Below are 20,954 nucleotides of genomic sequence, written 5' to 3' on the forward strand. Positions count from 1 at the left end.
GTCACATCCGGTCGACGGCGGTGACCCGGATGACGGCGGCGCCCTCCTGGTCGGAGCCCGCGAGGTCGACCTCGGCGGAGATCCCCCAGTCGTGGTCGCCCGCCGGGTCGTCGAACACCTGGCGGACCCGCCACAGCGCGTCGTCCGGGACCTCCTCGATCTGCAGCAGCTTCGGCCCGCGCGCGTCCGGGCCGGTGAACAGCTCCTCGTGCTCGGCGAAGTACCCGTCCATCGCCTCCCGCCACGCGTCCTCGCCGAAGTCGGGGTCCAGCTCCGCGAGCTCCCGGTACCGCTCCAGCGCCGCCAGCTCCACCCGGCGGAACAGCGCGTTGCGGACCAGCACCCGGAACGCCCGCGCGTTCGCGGTCACCCGGGTGACCCGGTCCTCGATCGGCACGTCCACGTCCTCCTCGGACGGGTTCGCCAGCTGCTCCCACTCGTCCAGCAGGCTGGAGTCGACCTGCCGCACCAGCTCCCCGAGCCACTCGATCAGGTCGATGAGGTCGTCGGTCTTGATCGACTCGGGGACGGTCTGCTGCAGCGCCTTGTACGCCCCCGACAGGTACCGCAGGACGAGGCCCTCCGCCCGCGCCAGCTCGTAGAAGCCGATGTACTCGGTGAACGTCATCGCCCGCTCGTACATGTCCCGGACGATCGACTTCGGCCGCAGCGGATGGTCGCCGACCCACGGGTGCCCGGCCCGGTAGATCTCGTACGCGGCGTCGAGCTCCTCCTCCAGCGGCTTCGGATGGTCGACGTCCTGGAGCAGCTCCATCCGCTCCTCGTACTCGATCCCCTCCGCCTTCATCTCCTGGACGGCCTCGCCGCGCGCCTTGTTGACCTGCGCCGCGAGGATCTGCCGCGGGTCGTCCAGCGTCGCCTCGATCACCGACAGGACGTCCAGCGCGTACGACGGCGACGACGGGTCCAGCACCTCGAACGTCGCCAGCGCGAACGTCGACAGCGGCTGGTTGAGCGCGAAGTCCTCCTGCAGGTCGACGGTGATCCGCGCGTACCGGCCCACGTCGTCCGGCTCCGGCAGCGCCTCCACCACCCCGCCGGCCAGCAGCGACCGGTAGATCGCGATGGCCCGGGAGATGTGCCGGCGCTGCGCCGACGGCTCCTCGTGGTTGTCGGTCAGCAGCCGCTTCATCGCCTGGAACGCGTTCCCCGGACGGGCGATCACCGACAGCAGCATCGCGTGCGACACCTGGAACCGGGACCGGAGCATCTCCGGCTCGGCGTCCTGCAGCTTGGCGAAGACCTCCTCGTCCCAGCCGACGAACCCCTCCGGCGGCTTCTTGCGCTGCACCTTCCGCCGCTTCTTCGGGTCGTCGCCGGCCTTCGCGAGGGCCTTCTCGTTCTCCACCACGTGCTCGGGGGCCTGCGCCACCACGAACCCGACCGTGTCGAACCCGGCACGCCCGGCCCGCCCGGCGATCTGGTGGAACTCCCGCGCCCGCAGCCGCCGCACCCGGTGCCCGTCGTACTTGCTCAGCGCGGTGAACACCACCGTCCTGATCGGGACGTTCACCCCCACGCCCAGCGTGTCCGTCCCGCAGATGACCTTCAGCAGCCCCGCCTGCGCGAGCCGCTCCACCAGCCGCCGGTACTTCGGCAGCATCCCCGCGTGGTGCACCCCGATCCCGTGCCGCACGAACCGCGACAGGTTCCGGCCGAACTTCGTCGTGAACCGGAACCCGCCGATCAGCTCGGCGATCCGCGCCTTCTCCGCCTTCGTGCACACGTTGATGCTCATCAGCGACTGCGCCCGCTCGATCGCCGCCGCCTGCGTGAAGTGCACCAGGTAGATCGGCGCCTTCTGCTCGGCCAGCAGCTCCTCGATCGTCTCGTGCAGCGGCGTCACCCGGTAGTCGTAGATCAGCGGGACGGGCCGCTCCGCCGACGTCACCAGCGCCGTCGGGCGCCCCGTCCGGCGCGTCAGGTCCTTCTGGAAGAACCCGACGTCGCCGAGCGTCGCCGACATCAGCAGGAACTGCGTCTGCGGCAGCTCCAGCAGCGGGATCTGCCACGCCCAGCCCCGCTCCGGCTCGGCGTAGAAGTGGAACTCGTCCATCACGACCACGCCGATGTCGGCGTCGGCGCCGTCCCGCAGCGCGATGTTCGCCAGCACCTCGGCGGTGCAGCACACGATCGGCGCGTCGGCGTTCACGCTGGCGTCGCCGGTCATCATTCCGACGTTCTCCCGGCCGAACATCTCGCACAGGTCGAAGAACTTCTCCGACACCAGCGCCTTGATCGGCGCCGTGTAGAAGCCGACCTGGTCCTTGCCGAGCGCCGCGAACAGCGCCCCCGCCGCCACCAGGCTCTTGCCCGACCCGGTCGGCGTCGAAAGGATCACGTTGGCGCCCGAGACGACCTCGATGAGCGCCTCCTCCTGCGCGGGGTACAGCGTGATCCCGCGCCCTGACACCCATCGCTCGAACGCCTCGAACAGCGCATCGGGATCGGCGTCGGTACCGGAAGGAAGCTCATCGATAAGACTCACCCCTCCATCCTGCCCCGGATCGCCCACTGCCCGCGTCACCCCCGCCTCCGCCAGGAGATCCACGCGACCGCCGCCCCGATCCCGGCCGCCACCACGTTCAGCGCCCCGCCGACCACCGGCGCCAGCTCCACGATCGTCTGCATGACCACTCCCGTCCCGTGTCCGGTGAACGGGAGCAGCCTGCGCCGCGCCTTGGCCGCGGAGGCGTGCGCCGCCGTGACCTCCGCCGCGTCCACCCCGGATCACGCCCCGGACCAGGGCTCACCGCCATCGGCACGGCACACGGGCGCACGCCCGGCGTCACACCAGCGCGTGACCGTATTCGGCCGCCAGCGACTCCAGGTCCGGCTCGCCGTACTCCTCGCGCATCGCCTTGAACGCCGCGACCTTGTCCCCGCCGAACCGCCGCACGTGCACCGCGTAGGACGAGGCGTTCACGAACGTCGGCGGGTTCGTCTTGCTGTGGAACTTGTCCGCGTACATCACGAGCCGCTCCTCGCCGCTCTCCGCCAGGTAGTCGGCGCGCGGCAGAGGCAGGTTCTGCCGCTCGACGTCGTCCCGCGTCAACCCCATCCCGGTGTGGTGCGAGCAGAACCGGCACAGCACCTCGGGAAACCCCTCCCCCGCCAGCACCTCGTGCCCGAGCACCCCGTGCCGGATGTACTGCTTGTGATCGAACTCCCCGGTGACGTCGTACAGCCGGTACACCCCGACGTCGTGCAGCAGGCACCCGGCCCGCACGAGGTCCTTGTCGACGTCCGGTCCGCCGCCCTCCATGAGCTGCTCCGCGATCCGGCACACGATCACACAGTGCGTCCAGACCAGCTCGAACGCCTCCCGGCTCGCCGCCAGCCGCTCGTGCAACGCCCGAATCTCACCGTCCCCGGGAACCCGCATCCCGCCAGCCTAGGGCTCAGGTCGCCCGGGGCAGCCTCCGCAGCGCCTCCGCGATGCTCTCGTCGACGTCCGGCACGTCCAACCCCAACCACCGCAACCGCTCCGCCGCCTCCCGAAGGGTGATCCCCGCCTTCCGCGAGGCCCGCAGCAAGTGAAAGAGCGGAACCGGCTCGTCCTCGCTAAGCCAGCTATCACTGAAATTCTGGCGATAACGAAGTAGCAGGATGTCACCGGCGTCGGCGGTAGCCGACATGGCTCCTTGACATAGCGACATCCCGCATTGCAGCAGCAGGTCAGCAGCGGTCCGTGGCTCGATCCCGAGTTCCGCGAACGCCCGCACCAGATGCCCACGCGTCACGGGTTCGCGTGGGTCGAGCAGCGGGCCACGGGTATGGAGGTTTCTGGACAACAGCCGAACCACGGATTCATCGATCCTGGCCGCATAGGGCCCACCAGGCACCACCAGTCCGTAGTCGGCGAGACGCGCCGCCGCCACCTCGGGCTCACAACCCGCACGGGCGCTCAGAACCAGCAGTTCGGGCATGGAGATCTCCTCACCCGCCGTCCTCCAAGGCGGGGAGGCATCGCCGTCACGGCTCAGCAAGGCCAGGTCCATGTCCGCGACGTCTTCGGGGAGTCGGGTGGGCACCAGAACGCCATAGGAAGCCAACCGGTCCCCCACCTCAGAAATGGTGACTCCGAGCACAAAGGAAGCCCTGACCAAATGAGCCGGTGGGAGCGGATAGCGAGAATCGAACTCGTCGCACTGCGAATACCCCAGCCACCAGTCGAACAGAGCTCGATCTTCACTGGAAGGCCGATCCGGCAGATTGAGGGCCTCCGTCCGAAATCCAAAAATCGCCACCCTTTCCCGCACTTCGGCCACCGAAATATCGAGGTCGTGTGCACATTGGATCAGATGACTGGCCGGCAGGGCCTGGGGCCTGTGGGCGATCGGGCCACCCTCCGCACCCCACGTCAAAAGGCGCAGGTCCCGATTCGACGGCGAATCCGTCGACGGCTCGACCTCCGGGAGGATGTGCCCGTATCCCTCAATCCTCTCCCGCAGGGCCCGCAGACCGGTTCCGAACTGGAGTGCAATCGCTACAAGATGCCCGAACGGCACGGTTTCGCGCACATCGAGCCACCTCGGCCTACCGTTCTGGCGCTCGCTGAGCAACGCGAGGTCTTCCACGGCGACGGTGGACTCACCGAACCGTGCGGGCTCGATCTCGCGAACCCCCAGGGCCGCCGCACGCCGTGCGACCTCTCTGGGGGCCGTTCCGGTCAGCAGTGCCACCCAGAGGACATGTCCGGGATGGTGCCTCAGATCATCAGGACTCCAATCCCAGTAATTGGGAATCATGTCTCGATCCGAGCGAATGGCCGCGATATTGGAGCCCAGCAGAAAAATGTCCGATGGCAGCGCGCGGAGAACCGACCTGGCGTCACCCCCCGCCTCTCCCAGAAGTTCCGCCTGCCGTCCATGGGCGGCCAAGCGCCATAGCAGGACATGATCACTCACGTACGGACCGAAATCCCATTCCCAGTAACCGCTTTTGCTCTTCGATTCATGCGCGGCTTCATCGCCGTTCATGACGAGGTGGGAGTCCTGCAGGAAGCAGCCGGTGCGGGCGGCCTCCAACGACGCCGTGCGCGTCCTGAACGCGGCACCCGAAGCCGCCGCGGTCTCGCTGACGAGATCCCCCAGGCGGGGGCTGGCCTCAGTGAGATCGGTGAGCCAGCGGACGTCCAGCAGATCGCTCCCTCCCGACACCAGTTCACCCGCCGCCACACGCAGAAGCTCCTCAGCGGCAGCGGACACGTCCGTCAGCACCTTTCGGCGGTCCACGGAAAGGCGATCAGGTAGCCGCCTTCCGGTGAGGTTGACGATGGCGCCGTGCAGGGTGCCGTCGCCGAGACCGGCGAAGACGCCGCGGCGGACGGCGGGCCGGGCGTGGATGCCGTCCACGAGGAGGCCGCCGCCGCTTTCGCACCAGACGACCTGGCCATCGCCCTCGGGGTCGGTCCAGGGGACGAGCTTTCCGTGCACGTTCAGGCCGTCGGTCTCCCAGGACGGGCGGACGCGGGCCTTGAGCACGCCGGGTTCCCAGACTTCGCGCTGGGCGTCGTGCTCGGCGGTGGTGTGGAATTCGGCGATGCCGACGAGGCGGCGGAGTTCCTCGACGCAGGACGGGGCGTCGTCGCCGTCGCGGAGGTAGAGCCTCACCATGGTGCCGGTGAAGGGGTCGGCGGGGAGGTGCTCGATGCGGAACAGGTGGCCGGGGCCGAAGATCGACGCCTTGAGGGCCGGGTGGTGGCGCCCGCCGCGGTCGACGGGGCGGGTGACGACCTCGATCTCGTCGGCGATCATGAAGTAGCTGAGCACGCCGATGCCGAACCGGCTGTTGGCGTGGAACGGGACGGGCGGGTCGGAGCTCTTCCAGTCGGCGGACTCGATGAGGAACTCGGTGGTGTCGGTGAAGCGGGTGCCGGCCTGGGAGAAGACGTCGGTGAGGACGGCCTCGGTCATGCCGATGCCGTTGTCGCGGCATTCGAGGTAGGCGCGGCCGTTGGCGTCCACGCCCTGGACGAAGCGGATGCGGCCTTCCCAGGCGTCCGGCCAGTCGCCCCGGCTGCGGTAGGCGAGGTCGGCCTTGCGGTACCGGCAGGCGTCGAGGGCGTTCTGGTACAGCTCGCGGATGGCGAGGCCGCGGTCCTGGTAGAGCTGCTCCCCCATCAGCAGGTCCTGGACGCGGCGCTCGTCCAGTCGGAACCGGCTGACGCGCTGGAACAGGGCCCGTCCGTCGTCGTCGGCGTCGGCGCGGACGTCGTCGGCGGAGGCTCGGGCCGGCAGCCGGGTGAGGACCTGCATCGTCCTGAGGCCGCGGCATCCCTGCCGGATCGTGTGCAGCAGCGCGTCGACCTGACCGGCGTACTGGCGGAGCCCTTCGAGCTCGGCGGGGTGGTGGCAGTCGGCGCGCAGGACGAGGCAGTCGGATTCGAGCACCCAGCGGGCGCGGTCCGTCGCGGTCCGGCGCAGTCGCGCCGGGTCGACCGGGTGCGGGATGCCGAGGTGCCGGACGACGATGTCGGGCAGCCGGACGAGGTCGATCGCCAGGGCGTAGGCGACCGTGAGGACCTGCCCGATCAGCAGTTCGCGGACGCGCTGCTCATGTGGTTCGCCCGCGAAGAGGACGGTCTCGTGCTGCGGCGCGTTCATGCGGCCGGTGTCGCCGAGTTCGGACAGGTCGAGGCGGAGGGCGGCGAGGAAGCGCTGGACGGTCTTGGTGCTCAGGACCTCGTCCCGCATCGGCGGGTCGGCGATCCCGGTGTCGTCGAGGAGGTCGCGGACGGCGCCCAGCCGGTACGCGACCGGGTAGCGGGCCGCCCAGCGGTGGAACAGCCACCAGCCGATCTCGGTGCCGGCGGCCTCGCGGTCGGGCAGGGTCCTGGCCCTCGCCCGGTCGACAAGTTCGCGCTGGCCGCGCAGGAAGGTCGCGTATTCGCGGCGCGGGCCGTCCGTGCCTTCCGAGTCGAGGTCGAGCGGGCCGATGTCGCGGAGTTCGGCGAGGGTGCGGGCCATGTGGGCGTGGTGCAGGAAGGGGACCAGGGCGAGCAGGGCGGCCTCGGCGGGCGACAGGTCGGGGAGGGCTCCGGCGAGCGGCGCCCGGAGGAGCCAGTCGACCCGTTTGGTGAAGCGGGCGCCGAGGTCGGGGTCGAGCCACGGGTCGTCGTCCAGGGCGGCTTCGGCGTCGCGGCCGAGGGTGCCGAGGCGGTCGGCGACGGCGGCCGCCGCGTCCTGGAACGCGGTCGCGTCGCACCTGGAGTCGACGCTGTCCCAGGCGACGTGCTCGCGGACCAGCGTCGCCCACGGGTGCGGCGCCGGGACGGCCGGCCCGGCGGGCGGCAGCCGGTCGAAGAGCCGGGCGGCGGTGCGGACGTCGTCGTCTCCCCCGCCGAGGGCGCGGACGAGCGCCTCGAGCTGGTCCGCGTCGACAGGACGGCTCCGTCCCCGCAGGATGTCGTTGACGCGGGTCCCCGAGCTGAGGTGCATGCCGTTCGCGATCGTGCGGAGGCTCTTCGCGCCGTTGCCGTCATGGACGGCCGCGAGGTGCTCCAGGAACCGCCGGTAGGGGCCGTCCTGCGGCCAGTCCGTGCGATCGATCCGATGGCCGCCCGCCACGTCGCCTCCCGCTGTGCACCGCCCTGGAAGAGGTATCTACACGGCGACTCCGCCATAGACCACCCGAATTCGGAATGTGGCCGGTTAGCGCTCGCTCTTGGGGCAAGTAGGTGCTGGACGAGCCAGCGAGACGAGGGGGCAGTGCGATGGCGAAGAAGAAGTACGACCCCGCCGACCGGGGTCCCGGGGCCAGTTCGGGGCATGAGGAGCTGCCGCGCGAGCGGATCGTGCCCGGGAACGGGAGCGCCGCCGAGGGCTATGAGCCCAGGGAGGGCAACGGCACGCGGGACGGCAACCCGATCGCCGGCGTGGAGCTGGAGGACGACGAGTCGTGAACCGGGCGGGCCCGGCCGGCGCCTGATCAGCGGGCGCCGGCCGGGCCCGGCGGTCAGGCCTGGACCTCGGTGCGGTCGCCGCCCCAGAGGGTGTGGAACGAGCCGTCGCGGTCGACGCGGCGGTAGGTGTGGGCGCCGAAGAAGTCGCGCTGGCCCTGGGTGAGCGCGGCGGGCAGGCGGTCGGCGCGCAGCGAGTCGTAGTAGGCGAGCGCGGTGGAAAACCCCGGTGCGGGGACGCCGATGCGGGCGGCGGTGGCGACGACGTCGCGCCAGGCGTCCTGGGCGTCACCGAGGGCCTCGGCGAAGTGGTCGTCGGTGAGCAGCGTCGGCGTGGACGGGTCGGCGTCGTAGGCGGCGCGGATCCGGTCGAGGAAGCGGGCGCGGATGATGCAGCCGCCGCGCCAGATCGTGGCCATCGCGCCGGCGTCGATGTCCCAGCCGTACTCGGCGCTGCCCGCCTGGATCTCGTGGAACCCCTGCGCGTAGGCGACGATCTTGGAGGCGTACAGCGCCTTCTCGACCTTGTCCGCGAAGCCCGAATCGGCGACGGCGGTGCGGGACGGGCCCGGCAGGTTCCGGGACGCCTCGCGCAGGTCGGCGTGGCCGGAGACGGACCGGGCGAACACGGCCTCGGCGATGCCGCCGACGGGGACGCCGAGGTCCAGGGCGGTCTGGACGGTCCAGCGGCCGGTGCCCTTCTGCTCGGCCTGGTCGAGCACGACGTCCACGAACGGCTTGCCGGTGGCGGCGTCGGTGTGCGCGAGCACCTCGGCGGTGATCTCGATGAGGTAGGACTCCAGCCGGCCGGTGTTCCAGGTGCGGAACACCTCGGCGATCTCGGCGGGCGCGAGGCCCGCGGCGTGCCGCAGCAGGTCGTAGGACTCGGCGATCAGCTGCATGTCGGAGTACTCGATGCCGTTGTGCACCATCTTCACGAAGTGCCCGGCGCCGTCGGGTCCGACGTGGGTGCAGCAGGGCGTCCCGTCGACCTTGGCGGCGATGTCCTCCAGCAGCGGGCCGAGCGCCTCGTAGGACTCGGCGGAGCCGCCCGGCATGATGCTCGGGCCGTGCAGCGCGCCCTCCTCGCCGCCGGAGATGCCGGTGCCGACGAAGTGGATGCCGCGCTCGCGCAGCGCGGCCTCGCGGCGGCGGGTGTCGGCGAAGTGCGCGTTGCCGCCGTCGACGATCATGTCGCCGGGCTCCAGCAGCGGCGCGAACTCGTCGATGACCGCGTCGGTCGGCGCGCCCGCCTTCACCATGATCACCAGGCGGCGGGGCCGCTCCAGCGACGCCACGAACCGCTCCGGCGTGTCGGCGGGCAGGAACGTCCCCTCGTCGCCGAACTCCTCCACCAGCGCCTTCGTGCGGGCGGCGGTGCGGTTGTGCACGGCGACGGGATGACCGTGCCGGGCGAGGTTGCGGGCCAGGTTCCGGCCCATCACCGCGAGCCCGGTGACGCCTATACGCGCCGTTTCCATTGGTTCTCTCCTCTTCGTGTGCCACCCTGGCCAAGGGGTTGTACGACGATCATGATCCCCCCCGTTCGAACGCCGGCCCCGCATGTCCTGTTCCGGCACGGGAACGGGACGCACTTGAGAGCGATTCCGATCGGTGTCATCCAGGGGGTGCGGATGCTGGGACTGCCGGACGCGGCCGCGGCGTGTCTGTTCGATCTCGACGGGGTGCTTACCCGCACCGCGGCCGTGCACGCGGCGGCGTGGAAGGAGATGTTCGACGGCTACCTGCGGGAACGCGCCGCGGAGACGGGTGAGCCGTTCGTCGCCTTCGACCCGGTGAAGGACTACGGGCGCTACGTCGACGGCAAGAAGCGCGAGGACGGGACGCGATCGTTCCTGGAGTCGCGCGGCATCATGCTGCCGGAGGGCGACGCGGACGACCCGCCGGAGAACGCGACCGTCCGCGGCCTCGGGAACCGCAAGAACGCGCTGGTCCTGGAGCTGATCCGGACGCAGGGCGTGGAGACCTTCGACGGGTCCATCGACTTCGTCCGGGCGGCGCGCAAGGCCGGGCTGAAGACCGCCGTGGTGTCCTCCAGCGCCAACACCGTCCAGGTGCTGCGCTCGGTCGGCATCACCGACCTGTTCGACGCGCGGGTGGACGGTGTCGTCGCGGCGGAGCGGAACCTGCCCGGCAAGCCCGCGCCCGACATGTTCCTCGCGGGGGCGAAGGAGCTGGACGTGCCCGCGGACCGGGCCGTGGTGTTCGAGGACGCGCTCGCCGGCGTGCAGGCCGGCCGGGCCGGCGGGTTCGCGTACGTGGTGGGCGTCAACCGCGTCGACGCCGAGCACGCGAAGGACCTCGCGGCGCACGGCGCCGACGTGGTGGTGAACGACCTGTCCGAACTGCTGGAGGCCAAGTGACGGACCCGGAGGGACAGACCAGCGCCGACCGGCCCGTGTTCACCGTGGAGCCGTGGTGCGTCCGCGAGCCGGAGCTGCGGCTGGACCGGCTGGCGCAGAGCGAGTCGGTGTTCGCGCTGTCGAACGGCCATCTCGGCCTGCGCGGCAACCTCGACGAGGGGGAGCCGCACGGACTGCCGGGCACCTACCTGAACTCCTTCTACGAGCAGCGGCCGCTGCCGCAGGCGGAGACCGCCTACGGCTACCCCGAGTCGGGGCAGACGGTCATCAACGTCACCAACGGCAAGGTGATCCGGCTGCTGGTGGACGACGAGCCGCTGGACGTGCGGTACGGCCGCCTGGAGCACCACGAGCGGGTGCTCGACATGCGGGCGGGGACCCTCACCCGGCACGTGGAGTGGACGTCGCCCGCCGACCAGCGCATCAAGGTGACGTCCACGCGGCTGGTGTCGCTGACGCAGCGGGCGGTCGCGGCGATCTGCTACGACGTGGAGCCGGTCCACCAGTCCATGCGGGTCGTCGCGCAGTCGGAGCTGGTGGCCAACGAGGCGCTGCCGGACGGCGGCAAGGACCCGCGCGCGTCGGCGATCCTGGACCATCCGCTGATCAGCGAGGAGCATTTCGCCAACGGCACGAAGGTGCTGCTGCTGCACCGGACGCGGCAGAGCGGGCTGCGGATGGCGGCGGGCATGTCGCACCACATCGAGGGCCCCGAGTCGATGGCGGTGGAGACCGAGAGCTCCCCGGACGTGGGCCGGCTGACGGTCGCGACGCGGCTGGAGCCGGGGCAGCGGCTGCGGATCATCAAGTACCTGGCGTACGGGTGGTCGAGCCAGCGGTCCCGTCCGGCGCTGCACGACCAGGTGGTCGGGGCGCTGGCGGGCGCGCGGCAGACCGGCTGGGAGGGGCTGCTGGAGGAGCAGCGCCAGTACCTGGACGACTTCTGGTGCGGCGCGGACGTGGAGGTCGACGGGGACGCCGAGATCCAGCAGGCGGTCCGGTTCGGGCTGTTCCACACCCTGCAGGCGGGCGCGCGCGCTGAACGCCGGATGATCCCGGCCAAGGGGCTGACGGGTCCGGGCTACGACGGGCACACGTTCTGGGACACCGAGACGTTCGTGCTGCCGGTGCTGACCTACACCGCGCCGGACTCCGCCGCCGACGCGCTCGCCTGGCGGCACATGACGCTGCCGCTGGCGTGCGAGCGCGCCTACCAGCTCGGCCTTTCGGGCGCGGCGTTCCCGTGGCGGACGATCCGCGGCCACGAGTGCTCCGGCTACTGGCCCGCCGGCACGGCGGCGTTCCACATCAACGCCGACATCTCCGACGCCGTCGTCCGGTACGTGGACGCCACGCAGGACGAGCAGTTCGAGCGGGAGACCGGGCTGGAGATCCTGGTGCAGACGGCGCGGCTGTGGCGCAGCCTCGGCCACCACGACGTCGGCGGGGTGTTCCGCATCGACGGCGTGACCGGCCCGGACGAGTACAGCGCGGTCGTGGACAACAACGTCTACACCAACCTGATGGCCCGCCGGAACCTGCTCGAGGCGGCGGAGATGGCGATGCGCCATCCGGACCTGTGCGACCGGCTCGGCGTGGACGCCGAGGAGGCCGCGTCGTGGCGGGACGCGGCGTCGGCGATGGTGATCCCCTACGACGAGCGGCTGGGCGTCCACCCGCAGAACGAGAACTTCACCAACCACGCCCGCTGGGACTTCGCGGCGACCAAGCCGGACCACTACCCGCTGCTGCTGAACTACCCGTACTTCGACCTGTACCGCAAGCAGGTCGTGAAGCAGGCGGACCTCGTCCTGGCGCTGCATCTGTGCGGGGAGGAGTTCACCGAGGAGGAGAAGGCCCGCAACTTCGAGTACTACGAGGGCCTGACGGTGCGCGACTCGTCTCTGTCGGCGCAGACGCAGGCGGTGGTGGCGGCGGAGGTCGGCCATCTGGAGCTGGCGCACGACTACCTCGGCGAGACCTCGCTGATGGACCTGCACGACCTGAACCACAACACCCGCGACGGGCTGCACGTGGCGTCGATGGCGGGCGCGTGGAGCGGGCTGGTCGCCGGGTTCGGCGGGATGCGGGCGGGCGGCGGGCGGCTGCGGTTCGCGCCGCGGCTGCCGGGCGGCATCAGCCGGCTGGCGTTCCGGATGCGGTACCGGGGCAGCCGGGTCCGGGTGGAGGTGACCGGGGAGTCGGCGACCTACCAGCTGCTGGACGGCCCGGCGATCCGGCTCTGGCACCACGGCGAGGAGTTCGAGCTCGGGGACGAGCCGGTCGCGCTGCCGATCGAGCAGGTCGCGGCCCGTCCGGCGCCGGTCCAGCCGGCCGGCCGGGAGCCGCTGCCGCGGCGCATCGACCCGCACGGCAGGCAGACCCCGCCCCTGGATTCGTGACCGGCCGCGCGGTCTGACGGTCTGACGCCCCGGCGCCGGGCCGTCAGACGCAGGACGACATGTCGCAGCGCTCTCGCGGGGCGCCGTCCTGCCCTCGGGCCTCGGCGGCGTCCGCGGCCTCGACGAGGAGGCGGCGCGGGCCGGGGCCCTCGTCGCCGAGCCGGTCGTAGGGGTTGGCGAGCGCGCACTTGTTGATCGACAGGCAGCCGCAGCCGATGCACTCGGTGAGGTCGTCGCGGAGCCGTTCCAGCTGCCGGATGCGGGCGTCGAGGTCGGTGCGCCACAGGTCCGACAGCCGCGCCCAGTCCGCGACGGTCGGGGTGCGCTCCTCGGGGAGCGTGGCGAGGGCGTCCCTGATGTCGGCGAGCGGGATGCCGACCCGCTGCGAGACCTTGATGAACGAGACGCGGCGCAGCGTGTCGCGGCTGAAGCGGCGCTGGTTGCCGGCGGTGCGGCGGCTGCTGATCAGCCCCTTGGCCTCGTAGAAGTGCAGCGCCGAGACGGCCACGCCGCTGCGCTCGGCGAGCTGCCCGACGGTCAGTTCGTGCTTGCGGTGCTCGAGGCGCGTCATGGTCGGCATCCTATGCGGCCTCAACCGCACTTGAGGTTACCGGCGGGTCAGCGCCAGTGCGGGCCGACCGCGCCCATCCCCGCGCCGTGCCGCTCCGCCCTCTTGCCGAGGCCGCGCAGCCGGAGCGCGACCCCGACCAGCGCGGCGCCGAACAGGATCGAGAACAGCCCGATCAGCCAGACGACCGCGAGCGCGCCCGACACCGGCCAGGCGAACAGCAGCAGCCCGAAGATGATCGAGATCGCGCCGGTCAGCGCGTACATCCACTCGCCGCGCAGCTCCCGGCGCAGCGACACCGCCGCGACGATCTCCAGCACGCCGGTGACGACCGCCCACGCGGCGATCAGCATCAGCAGCGCGAGCGCGGTGACGCCCGGCCAGGCCATCGCGACGATGCCGAGCACGATGCCCGCGGCGCCGGACACCGCCAGCAGCCCGCGCGGGCCGCCGGTCGTGCCGCGGATCGCCTGCGCCACCGCGGTCACCCCGTCCACCAGCGCGTACGCGCCGAACAGCACGACCAGCACCCACAGCGTGATGTGCGGCCACACCCACGCGACGACGCCGAACAGGATCGCGAACGCGCCGCGCAGCGCGAGCACCCACCAGTGGCGGGTCATCTGGTCGAACACGGCGGCCTCCCAGGGCAGCGGCTTTCCCCCCATTGCAGCCCACCGTCACCGACGGAACCGCCAACAACCGCCCCGAAATGGGCAAAGTCCTGCGCGGTCAGCGCTGCCCGGCGAGCCGCTCCAGGTGCCGCTCGATGCGGTCCAGCCGCGCCCGCAGGTCGGCGACGTCGGCGGCCGTCGCGGACTGCTCCTCCTCCCGCAGCCGGACCACGACCGCGCCGCCCGGCTCCAGGGTGACCAGCCGGGTGTCGGAGACGTCGTCGCCGCCCTGCTCCTGGATCGCCTCCTCGACGTCGCCGGGCCGCAGCCCGAGCCGCCGCAGCGTCCGCCGCCGGTACGCCCCGTCCGCGGCGAGGATGCTCGCCGGGCCGTGCACCAGCCCGGACAGCCACGGCACGAACAGCGCCGCGCGCACCAGCGCCGCGTTCAGCGCCAGCAGCACCACGGCCCCGAGCACTCCCCCGGTCAGCGAGTTGTCCGGGCCGATGACGGCGTTCTGCACGACGTTGGACAGCAGCAGCATGACCACGAAGTCGAAGCCGTTCAGCTGCGCCAGCTCCCGTTTCCCGGCGACCCGCAGCAGGACGATGATCACCAGGAACACCGCCACCGACCGGATCACCTTGTCGGCCACCGGGACGCCCATCCCGAACAGGTCATGCCACATGGTCCGCTCCCAACTCCCCATGAAAAGGACTCGCGCCCGCTCGCCGAAGGATCTCAGCGAGCGGGCGCGGGCGGGGCGGAACGGGCCCGTCCCGTGGCGGGGCGGGCGGCCGGGATCAGGCCTCCAGGCGGCGCACCAGGTCGTGGTACTCGTCCCACAGCGCCTTCGGCATGTGGTCACCGAACTTCTCGAAGAACTCCGGCACGAGGGCGGCCTCCTGCTTCCACACCTCGGCGTCGACCGACAGCAGCGTCTCCAGGTCGGCGTCGTCGATGTCGAGGCCCTCGGTGTCCAGCGCGTCCTTGGTCGGCAGCTGGCCGATCGGGGACTTGGCGGCGTCGGCCTTTCCGTTCAGCCGCTCGACGATCCACTTGAGCACGCGGCTGTTCTCGCCGAAGCCGGGCCAGATGAACTTGCCGTCGGCGTTCTTGCGGAACCAGTTGACGTAGTAGATCCGCGGCAGCTTCTCGGCGTCGGTGGCCTTGCCGATCTCCAGCCAGTGGCCGAAGTAGTCGCCCATGTTGTAGCCGCAGAACGGCAGCATGGCGAACGGGTCGCGGCGCAGCTCGCCGACCGTGCCCTCGGCGGCGGCCGTCTTCTCCGACGCGATGTTCGCGCCGAGGAACACGCCCTGCTGCCAGTCGAAGGACTCGGTGACCAGCGGGACCGCGGACGCGCGCCGGCCGCCGAACAGGATCGCCGAGATCGGCACGCCCTTCGGGTCCTCCCACTCCTCCGCCGCGATCGGGCACTGCCCGGCCGGGGTGGTGAAGCGGGCGTTCGGGTGCGCGGCGGGCGTCTCGGACGCGGGCGTCCAGTCGTTGCCCTTCCAGTCCGTCAGGTGCGCGGGCGGCTCGTCGGTGAGGCCCTCCCACCACACGTCGCCGTCGTCGGTGAGCGCGACGTTGGTGAAGATGCTGTTGCCCCACAGCGTCTTCACGGCGTTGGCGTTGGTGCTCTCGCCGGTGCCGGGCGCGACGCCGAAGAAGCCGGCCTCGGGGTTGATCGCGTAGAGGCGGCCGTCGTCGCCGAACCGCATCCAGGCGATGTCGTCGCCGATCGTCTCGACCTTCCAGCCCGGGATGGTCGGCTCGAGCATGGCGAGGTTGGTCTTGCCGCACGCCGACGGGAACGCGGCGGCGACGTAGCGGGTCTCGCCCTGCGGCGGGGTGAGCTTGAGGACGAGCATGTGCTCGGCCATCCAGCCCTCGTCGCGCGCCATCGTGGAGGCGATGCGCAGCGCGTAGCACTTCTTGCCCAGCAGGGCGTTGCCGCCGTAGCCGGACCCGTAGGACCAGATCTCGCGGGTCTCGGGGAAGTGCGTGATGTACTTGGTGGAGTTGCACGGCCACTTGACGTCGGCCTGCCCCGGCTCCAGCGGCGCGCCCACCGAGTGGACGGCCTTGACGTAGGTGCCGCGCTCCTCGATCAGCCGCAGCGCGCCCGCGCCCATCCGCGTCATGATCTTCATCGAGACCGCGACGTAGGCGGAGTCGGTGATCTCGACGCCGAGTTGGGAGATCTGGCCGCCGAGCGGGCCCATGCAGAAGGGCACCACGTACATGGTGCGGCCCTTCATGCAGCCGTCGAACAGCGGGGTGAGGGTCGCCTTCATCTCGGCGGGCGCGACCCAGTTGTTCGTCGGGCCGGCGTCCGCCTCCTTCTCGGAGCAGATGAAGGTCCGGTCCTCGACGCGCGCGACGTCGGTCGGGTCGGAGGCGGCGTGGAAGCTGTTGGGCCGTTTGGCCGGGTCGAGCCGCGTGAGGGTGCCCTGCTCGACGAGGAGGCCGGTCAGACGCTCCCACTCCTCGTCCGAGCCGTCACACCACTCGACGCGGTCGGGCTTGGTCAGCTCGGCGATCCCGCGTACCCACTCCACTAGTTCGGTGTGGCCGGTAGGGGCCTGGTCGAGGCCGGGGACCTGGTTGGACACGGGCAACTCCTTCAGCTGTTCGCAGGATGTTTGCATGATGAACAAGACCCGACGTTTTTGCCATTTGGTCTGGACCAATCCCGTCGCCTTCTGGGCCTTCCCGCGCAGTTTTGTGATTGATATCACTAGAGCACGGGCGCCAAGGGCGGCGCGCCGCCGCTCCCGGCTGGGGCCCGCTCAAGCTGGGTAAACGTGGGTTTCGGTGGCCTTCACGGCCGCCCATATCGTGCTGCCCTCGGACAAATCAAGTTCCGCGACGGATGCGGGAGTGATGTCCGCGACCGCGTCGAATGGCGGCCCCGCCAACCGCACCCGCACCCGGTCTCCCTGCCGTTCGACCGCCGCGACACGCGCACGCCAGAGGTTGCGCGGGCTTCCGTCGGGGCGAGTGCGGTACAGCGCGACCGACGATGGCGCGAAGGCCAGGAAGACCTCGCCCTGGAGGGAGTCGACTGTGTCCAGCGTGTGCTCGCCTTCGGTGCCGCCGATGACTACGGTGCCCCCCTCGGCCGTCCCCCGGTACAGGTTCAGCCCGACCAGCCGCGCGACGTAGTCGGTGCGCGGCCTCCGGGCGACCTCCGCGGGCGTGCCCTCCTGCACCAGCCGGCCGTCCTCCACCACCACGATCCGGTCCGCGAGCACCATCGCGTCGAGCGGGTCGTGGGTGACGAGGACGGCGGCGCCCGCGAACCCGGCCAGGTGCCGGCGGAGCGCGGCGCGGATCTCCAGCCGGGTGTGCGCGTCGAGCGCCGCGAGCGGCTCGTCCAGCAGCAGCAGGCCCGGCTCGACGGCCAGCGCCCGCGCCAGCGCGACCCGCTGCGCCTGCCCGCCCGACAGCGCCCGCGGGCGCGCGGACGCGTACCCGGCGAGCCCGACGCGCTCCAGCCACTCGCCGGCGCGGCGCCGGGCCGCGCGGCGTCCGGCGCCCTGGCAGCGCGGCCCGAACGCGACGTTCTCCAGGACGCTGAGGTGCGGGAACAGCAGATAGTCCTGGAAGACCATGCCGACGCGGCGGCGCTCGGCGGGCAGCGGGCGCAGGTCCGTGCCGTCCAGCCGGATGTGGCCGGCCGGCATCGCGACGAGCCCGGCGAGGGCGCGCAGCGCCGTGCTCTTGCCCGCGCCGTTCGGCCCGAGCAGCGCGACGACCTCGCCGGGCTCGGCGGCGAGCGCCAGGTCCAGGTCGAACTCGGGACGGCGGACGACGAGCCGCGCGTCCAGCCCCTTCGCGCCGGCGTCGCGGGTCACGTCCGCACCCAGCGGTCGCGCATCGCGGCGAGCACGGCCACCGACACCGCCAGCAGCACCAGGCTCAGCACGATCGCGGCCTGCGGGTCGTTCTGCAGCGCGAGGTAGACCGCGAGCGGCATGGTCTGGGTCCGGCCGGGGAAGTTGCCCGCGAAGGTGATCGTGGCGCCGAACTCGCCGAGCGCCCGCGCCCAGCACAGCACCGCGCCGGCCGCGACGCCGGGCGCCACGAGCGGCAGCGTGACGCGGCGGAAGATCGTCCAGCGGCCGGCGCCGAGCGTGGCGGCGGCCTCCTCGTAGCGCAGGTCGGCGGCGCGCAGCGCGCCCTCCACGCTGATCACCAGGAACGGCATCGCGACGAACGTCTCGGCGATCACCACCGCGGCGGTGGTGAACGGCAGGGTGATCCCGAACGCCGAGTCCAGCCACGCGCCGACCAGCCCGCGGCGGCCGAGCGCCAGCAGCAGCGCCACGCCGCCGACGACCGGCGGCAGCACCAGCGGCACCGTGACCAGCGCGCGGACGAGCCCAAGCCCGGGGAACGACGCCCGCGCCAGCACCCACGCCAGCGGCACGCCGAGCAGCAGGCACACGCCGGTGCTGAGCGTGGCGCTCACCAGCGACAGCCGCAGCGCCTCCAGCACCTGCCCCTGGCCGAGCCGGGTGCCGAGGGTGGACCACGGGGCGCGGGCGAGCAGCCCGGCCAGCGGCAGCACCAGGAACACCAGCCCGGCGAGGGCGGGCAGCAGCAGGAACCAGGGCGGCCGGCTCGACCGGCTCACGGCGCCTCGAAGCCCGCCCCGGTGAGCGCGGCCCGGCCCTGCGCCCCGAGGACGAGCTGGATGAACTGCTTCGCGAGCGCGCCCTGCGGCGCCTTCTTCACCTCGACGATCGGGTAGTCGTTGACCGCCTTGGCCGACTCGGGGAACTCGATGGCCTTCACCTTCCCGGCCGCGGCCTTGGCGTCGGTGCGGTAGACGAGCCCGGCGTCGGCCTCGTCAAGGCCGACCTTGGTGAGCACCGCCTTGACGTCGCTCTCCTCGGACGCGGGCTTGACCGTGACGTTCGCCGCCGCGAGCGCCTTCTTCGCCGCCGCGCCGCACGGCACCGTCGGCGCGCACAGCACGACCTTGAGCCCGGAGCGCGACAGGTCCGCCAGCTTGGCGACCTTCCCGGTGTCCTTCGGCGGGACGGCGATGACCAGCCGGTTGCGGGTGAACACCTGCGGCGTGCCGTCGGCGTCCCCGGCGTCGGTGACGGTCTTCATCGTCGCCGGGCTGGCGGAGGCGAACACGTCCGCCGGGGCGCCCTGCGTGATGCCCTGCGCGAGGCTGTCGCTGCCCCCGAAGTTGAACCGGACCTTCACCCCGGGATGCGCGGACTCGAAGGTCTTGCCGAGGGCGGTGAAGGTCTCGGTGAGCGAGGCCGCCGCGAACACGGTCAGGGTCTTGGATCCGCCGCCGCCCGAGGACGTGTCGTCGCCGGTGTCGCCGCAGCCCGCCGCCGCCAGTGCCAGGGACGCCGCGAGCACGGCCGCCGATGTGCGCTTGAACATGTCACTCCTCAAGGGGGTCAGCCCGGGTCGGACACCTCGACGACGACGTTGGTGGACTTCACCACGGCCTCGGCGACCACGCCGACCCGCAGGCCGAGTTCGTCGGCCGCCTCCCGGCTCATCAGCGACACGACCCGGAACGGCCCGGCCTGGATCTCCACCTGGGCCATCACGCCGTCGCGGACGACCTCGGTGACGATCCCGCGCAGCCGGTTGCGCGCCGAGGAGAACCGCTCGCCCTGCTCGGCGGGCGCGCCGCCGCAGGCCTGCTCGCGCACGAAGGCGGCGAGGTCGGCGCCCGGCACCCGCCGGTGGCCGTGCTCGTCGCGCTCGGCCGGCAGCCGCCCGCCGTCCACCCAGCGCCGGACGGTGTCGGCGCTGACGCCGAGCAGCGCCGCCGCCTCACTGATCCTGAACGTCGTCACGAGGGACGATCGTAGCCCTCGCAGATTCGACCCGCATCTGGACAATCAGCCAGTTCTTGCGAGCTTGCAAGGGCTGATTCTCTGGCAATTGCCACAGGCGCCGCTCCCCCGGCCGCTCCCCCGGCCTCGGGCCGGTCGCGGGCGAATGTCACCATCTACTTACACCCCCGTCGCGAGGAGGACCCCGGTGCCGCAGCCACGCCCGACGACCCTGGTCATCGAACGCCACGGGACCGCGAGCCTGCGGTCCCGCGCCGTCTCGGCGGGGATCCGCCGGATCCTGCGCCCCCGGCTGGCCAAGGCCGCCGCGCTCCCGTTCGACGACCGGGCGATCCGGCGCGTCGCGGCCCTCGACCGGCTCGCCGGACGGGCCCCGGCGCCGCGCCGCGTCCGCACGGAGAGGGTCCGCTTCGACGGGTTCGGCGCCGAATGGGTGCGCGGGCCCGGCGCGTCCAACGCCCGCGACCGGGTGATCCTCTACCTGCACGGCGGCGGCTGGGTCTGCTGCGGCCTCAACACCCACCGCCGGATGGTCGCCTCGTTCAGCGCCGCCGCCGGCGTGCCCGCGCTGTCGGTCGACTACCGGATGATCCCGGCCGTCCCGTTCGAGCGGGAGGTCGAGGACTGCCTCACCGCCTACCGGTGGCTGCTGGACGAGCGCGGCGTCGACCCCGCGAACATCGTGATCATGGGCGACTCGGCGGGCGGGCACCTCACGTTCGCGACCGCGCTGCGCGCCCGCGACGAGGGCCTGCCGATGCCGGCGGCGCTCGCCGCCCTGTCCCCCATGCTCGACATGGACCTGGCCGACAAGCTCGCGCACGCCAACATGGGCCTGGACCCGTCCGACCCGGGCGTGCTGCTGGAGAAGCTCGTCGAGACCTTCCTCGGCCACCTCGACCTCAAGGACCCGGCGATCTCCCCCGTCCGCGCCGACCTCGCCGGGCTGCCGCCCGTCCTGCTGACGGCCGGGTCCACCGAGCTGCTGTACTGCGACTCCGAGCTGATGGCGCGGCGGCTCGCCGAGGCCGGCGTGCCCGCGACGCTGCAGGTATGGGACCGGCAGATCCACGTCTTCCAGATGTTCGGCCCGCTGCTGCCCGAGTCCCGCGCGGCGGTCGGCTCGCTCGGCCGGTTCGTCCGCGACGCCCTCGACGGCCGCCTCGCCCCGGCCTCCCGCGACACATCCGCGGGCCTGGAGAGCGCCAGTTGACCT

Annotated in this window: 17 protein-coding genes; 4 read left to right on the forward strand and 13 right to left on the reverse strand. The window is 71.8% G+C overall.

Going from position 1 to position 20,954, the window contains the following annotated elements:
- Position 1: 1 nt before the first annotated feature.
- The 4 genes from J4709_RS51130 to J4709_RS51145 all read right to left on the reverse strand — a co-directional run bounded on the left by J4709_RS51130 (position 2) and on the right by J4709_RS51145 (position 7,463).
- Complete coding sequence (locus tag J4709_RS51130; RefSeq protein WP_208252789.1) at positions 2–2,509, reverse strand: DEAD/DEAH box helicase; 2,508 nt, start codon at positions 2,507–2,509, stop codon at positions 2–4.
- 35 nt (positions 2,510–2,544) lie between these two features.
- The gene (locus J4709_RS51135) at positions 2,545–2,745 is read right to left on the reverse strand and encodes a hypothetical protein (RefSeq protein WP_208252790.1); all 201 of its coding nucleotides are present in this window, start codon (positions 2,743–2,745) and stop codon (positions 2,545–2,547) included.
- A 64-nt stretch (positions 2,746–2,809) separates the two neighbouring features.
- Entirely contained in the window at positions 2,810–3,406 is a 597-nt protein-coding gene (locus tag J4709_RS51140) for an HD domain-containing protein (RefSeq protein ID WP_208252791.1), read from the reverse strand.
- A gap of 16 nt (positions 3,407–3,422) precedes the next feature.
- Positions 3,423–7,463 (reverse strand): wHTH domain-containing protein, encoded by a 4,041-nt coding sequence (locus J4709_RS51145; RefSeq protein WP_208252792.1) that lies wholly within the window; start codon positions 7,461–7,463, stop codon positions 3,423–3,425.
- 275 nt (positions 7,464–7,738) lie between these two features.
- On the opposite strand from J4709_RS51145, the gene J4709_RS51150 reads away from it, so the two are divergent.
- On the forward strand, positions 7,739–7,927 hold the full coding sequence (locus J4709_RS51150) for a hypothetical protein (RefSeq protein ID WP_208252793.1): 189 nt from the start codon (positions 7,739–7,741) through the stop codon (positions 7,925–7,927).
- A 53-nt stretch (positions 7,928–7,980) separates the two neighbouring features.
- On the opposite strand, the gene gnd is transcribed toward J4709_RS51150, so the two are convergent.
- The gene (gnd, locus tag J4709_RS51155; RefSeq protein WP_208252794.1) at positions 7,981–9,405 is read right to left on the reverse strand and encodes an NADP-dependent phosphogluconate dehydrogenase; all 1,425 of its coding nucleotides are present in this window, start codon (positions 9,403–9,405) and stop codon (positions 7,981–7,983) included.
- Positions 9,406–9,558: 153 nt separating this feature from the next.
- Between gnd and J4709_RS51160 the strand changes: the two genes are divergently transcribed.
- Both J4709_RS51160 and J4709_RS51165 read left to right on the forward strand, forming a co-directional pair.
- Positions 9,559–10,308, forward strand: a complete 750-nt coding sequence (locus tag J4709_RS51160) for an HAD family hydrolase (RefSeq protein WP_208252818.1) — start codon at positions 9,559–9,561, stop codon at positions 10,306–10,308.
- On the forward strand, positions 10,305–12,710 hold the full coding sequence (locus J4709_RS51165; RefSeq protein WP_208252795.1) for a glycoside hydrolase family 65 protein: 2,406 nt from the start codon (positions 10,305–10,307) through the stop codon (positions 12,708–12,710). The genes J4709_RS51160 and J4709_RS51165 overlap by 4 nt, the downstream gene beginning before the upstream one ends.
- Positions 12,711–12,753: 43 nt before the next feature.
- Here J4709_RS51165 and soxR read toward each other — a convergent pair whose 3' ends face one another.
- The 8 genes from soxR to J4709_RS51205 all read right to left on the reverse strand — a co-directional run bounded on the left by soxR (position 12,754) and on the right by J4709_RS51205 (position 19,738).
- Positions 12,754–13,281 carry a redox-sensitive transcriptional activator SoxR gene (gene soxR / locus J4709_RS51170; RefSeq protein ID WP_232385359.1) on the reverse strand — a complete coding sequence of 176 codons (528 nt, stop codon included), beginning with the start codon at positions 13,279–13,281 and terminating at the stop codon, positions 12,754–12,756.
- 47 nt (positions 13,282–13,328) lie between these two features.
- Positions 13,329–13,946 (reverse strand): HdeD family acid-resistance protein, encoded by a 618-nt coding sequence (locus J4709_RS51175; protein WP_208252797.1) that lies wholly within the window; start codon positions 13,944–13,946, stop codon positions 13,329–13,331.
- A gap of 64 nt (positions 13,947–14,010) precedes the next feature.
- Positions 14,011–14,580, reverse strand: a complete 570-nt coding sequence (locus J4709_RS51180) for a DUF421 domain-containing protein (protein WP_208252798.1) — start codon at positions 14,578–14,580, stop codon at positions 14,011–14,013.
- Positions 14,581–14,695: 115 nt separating this feature from the next.
- The gene (locus J4709_RS51185; RefSeq protein WP_307802162.1) at positions 14,696–16,513 is read right to left on the reverse strand and encodes a phosphoenolpyruvate carboxykinase (GTP); all 1,818 of its coding nucleotides are present in this window, start codon (positions 16,511–16,513) and stop codon (positions 14,696–14,698) included.
- 177 nt (positions 16,514–16,690) lie between these two features.
- On the reverse strand, positions 16,691–17,758 hold the full coding sequence (locus J4709_RS51190; protein ID WP_208252800.1) for an ABC transporter ATP-binding protein: 1,068 nt from the start codon (positions 17,756–17,758) through the stop codon (positions 16,691–16,693).
- Complete coding sequence (gene modB, locus J4709_RS51195; protein WP_208252801.1) at positions 17,755–18,540, reverse strand: molybdate ABC transporter permease subunit; 786 nt, start codon at positions 18,538–18,540, stop codon at positions 17,755–17,757. Before modB ends, J4709_RS51190 begins: the two co-directional genes overlap by 4 nt.
- Positions 18,537–19,313 (reverse strand): molybdate ABC transporter substrate-binding protein, encoded by a 777-nt coding sequence (gene modA / locus J4709_RS51200; RefSeq protein ID WP_208252802.1) that lies wholly within the window; start codon positions 19,311–19,313, stop codon positions 18,537–18,539. Before modA ends, modB begins: the two co-directional genes overlap by 4 nt.
- A 17-nt stretch (positions 19,314–19,330) precedes the next feature.
- Positions 19,331–19,738 (reverse strand): TOBE domain-containing protein, encoded by a 408-nt coding sequence (locus J4709_RS51205; protein ID WP_208252803.1) that lies wholly within the window; start codon positions 19,736–19,738, stop codon positions 19,331–19,333.
- A gap of 187 nt (positions 19,739–19,925) precedes the next feature.
- Between J4709_RS51205 and J4709_RS51210 the strand changes: the two genes are divergently transcribed.
- Entirely contained in the window at positions 19,926–20,951 is a 1,026-nt protein-coding gene (locus J4709_RS51210; RefSeq protein ID WP_307802163.1) for an alpha/beta hydrolase, read from the forward strand.
- The last annotated feature ends 3 nt before the right edge of the window (positions 20,952–20,954 follow it).

Origin of the sequence: Actinomadura violacea (assembly GCF_017573465.1) — a bacterium.
In the GTDB taxonomy this organism is placed as follows: Bacteria; Actinomycetota; Actinomycetes; order Streptosporangiales; family Streptosporangiaceae; genus Spirillospora; species Spirillospora violacea.

Excerpts from the sequence above, each read along its gene's own strand:
- soxR (WP_232385359.1), bottom strand. The coding sequence starts at position 13,281 with ATGACGCGCCTCGAGCACCGCAAGCACGAACTGACCGTCGGGCAGCTC.
- gnd (WP_208252794.1), bottom strand. The coding sequence starts at position 9,405 with ATGGAAACGGCGCGTATAGGCGTCACCGGGCTCGCGGTGATGGGCCGG.
- J4709_RS51145 (WP_208252792.1), bottom strand. The coding sequence starts at position 7,463 with ATGCACCTCAGCTCGGGGACCCGCGTCAACGACATCCTGCGGGGACGG.
- J4709_RS51140 (WP_208252791.1), bottom strand. The coding sequence starts at position 3,406 with ATGCGGGTTCCCGGGGACGGTGAGATTCGGGCGTTGCACGAGCGGCTG.
- J4709_RS51150 (WP_208252793.1), top strand. The coding sequence starts at position 7,739 with ATGGCGAAGAAGAAGTACGACCCCGCCGACCGGGGTCCCGGGGCCAGT.
- J4709_RS51160 (WP_208252818.1), top strand. The coding sequence starts at position 9,559 with ATGCTGGGACTGCCGGACGCGGCCGCGGCGTGTCTGTTCGATCTCGAC.
- modA (WP_208252802.1), bottom strand. The coding sequence starts at position 19,313 with ATGTTCAAGCGCACATCGGCGGCCGTGCTCGCGGCGTCCCTGGCACTG.
- J4709_RS51180 (WP_208252798.1), bottom strand. The coding sequence starts at position 14,580 with ATGTGGCATGACCTGTTCGGGATGGGCGTCCCGGTGGCCGACAAGGTG.
- J4709_RS51175 (WP_208252797.1), bottom strand. The coding sequence starts at position 13,946 with ATGGGGGGAAAGCCGCTGCCCTGGGAGGCCGCCGTGTTCGACCAGATG.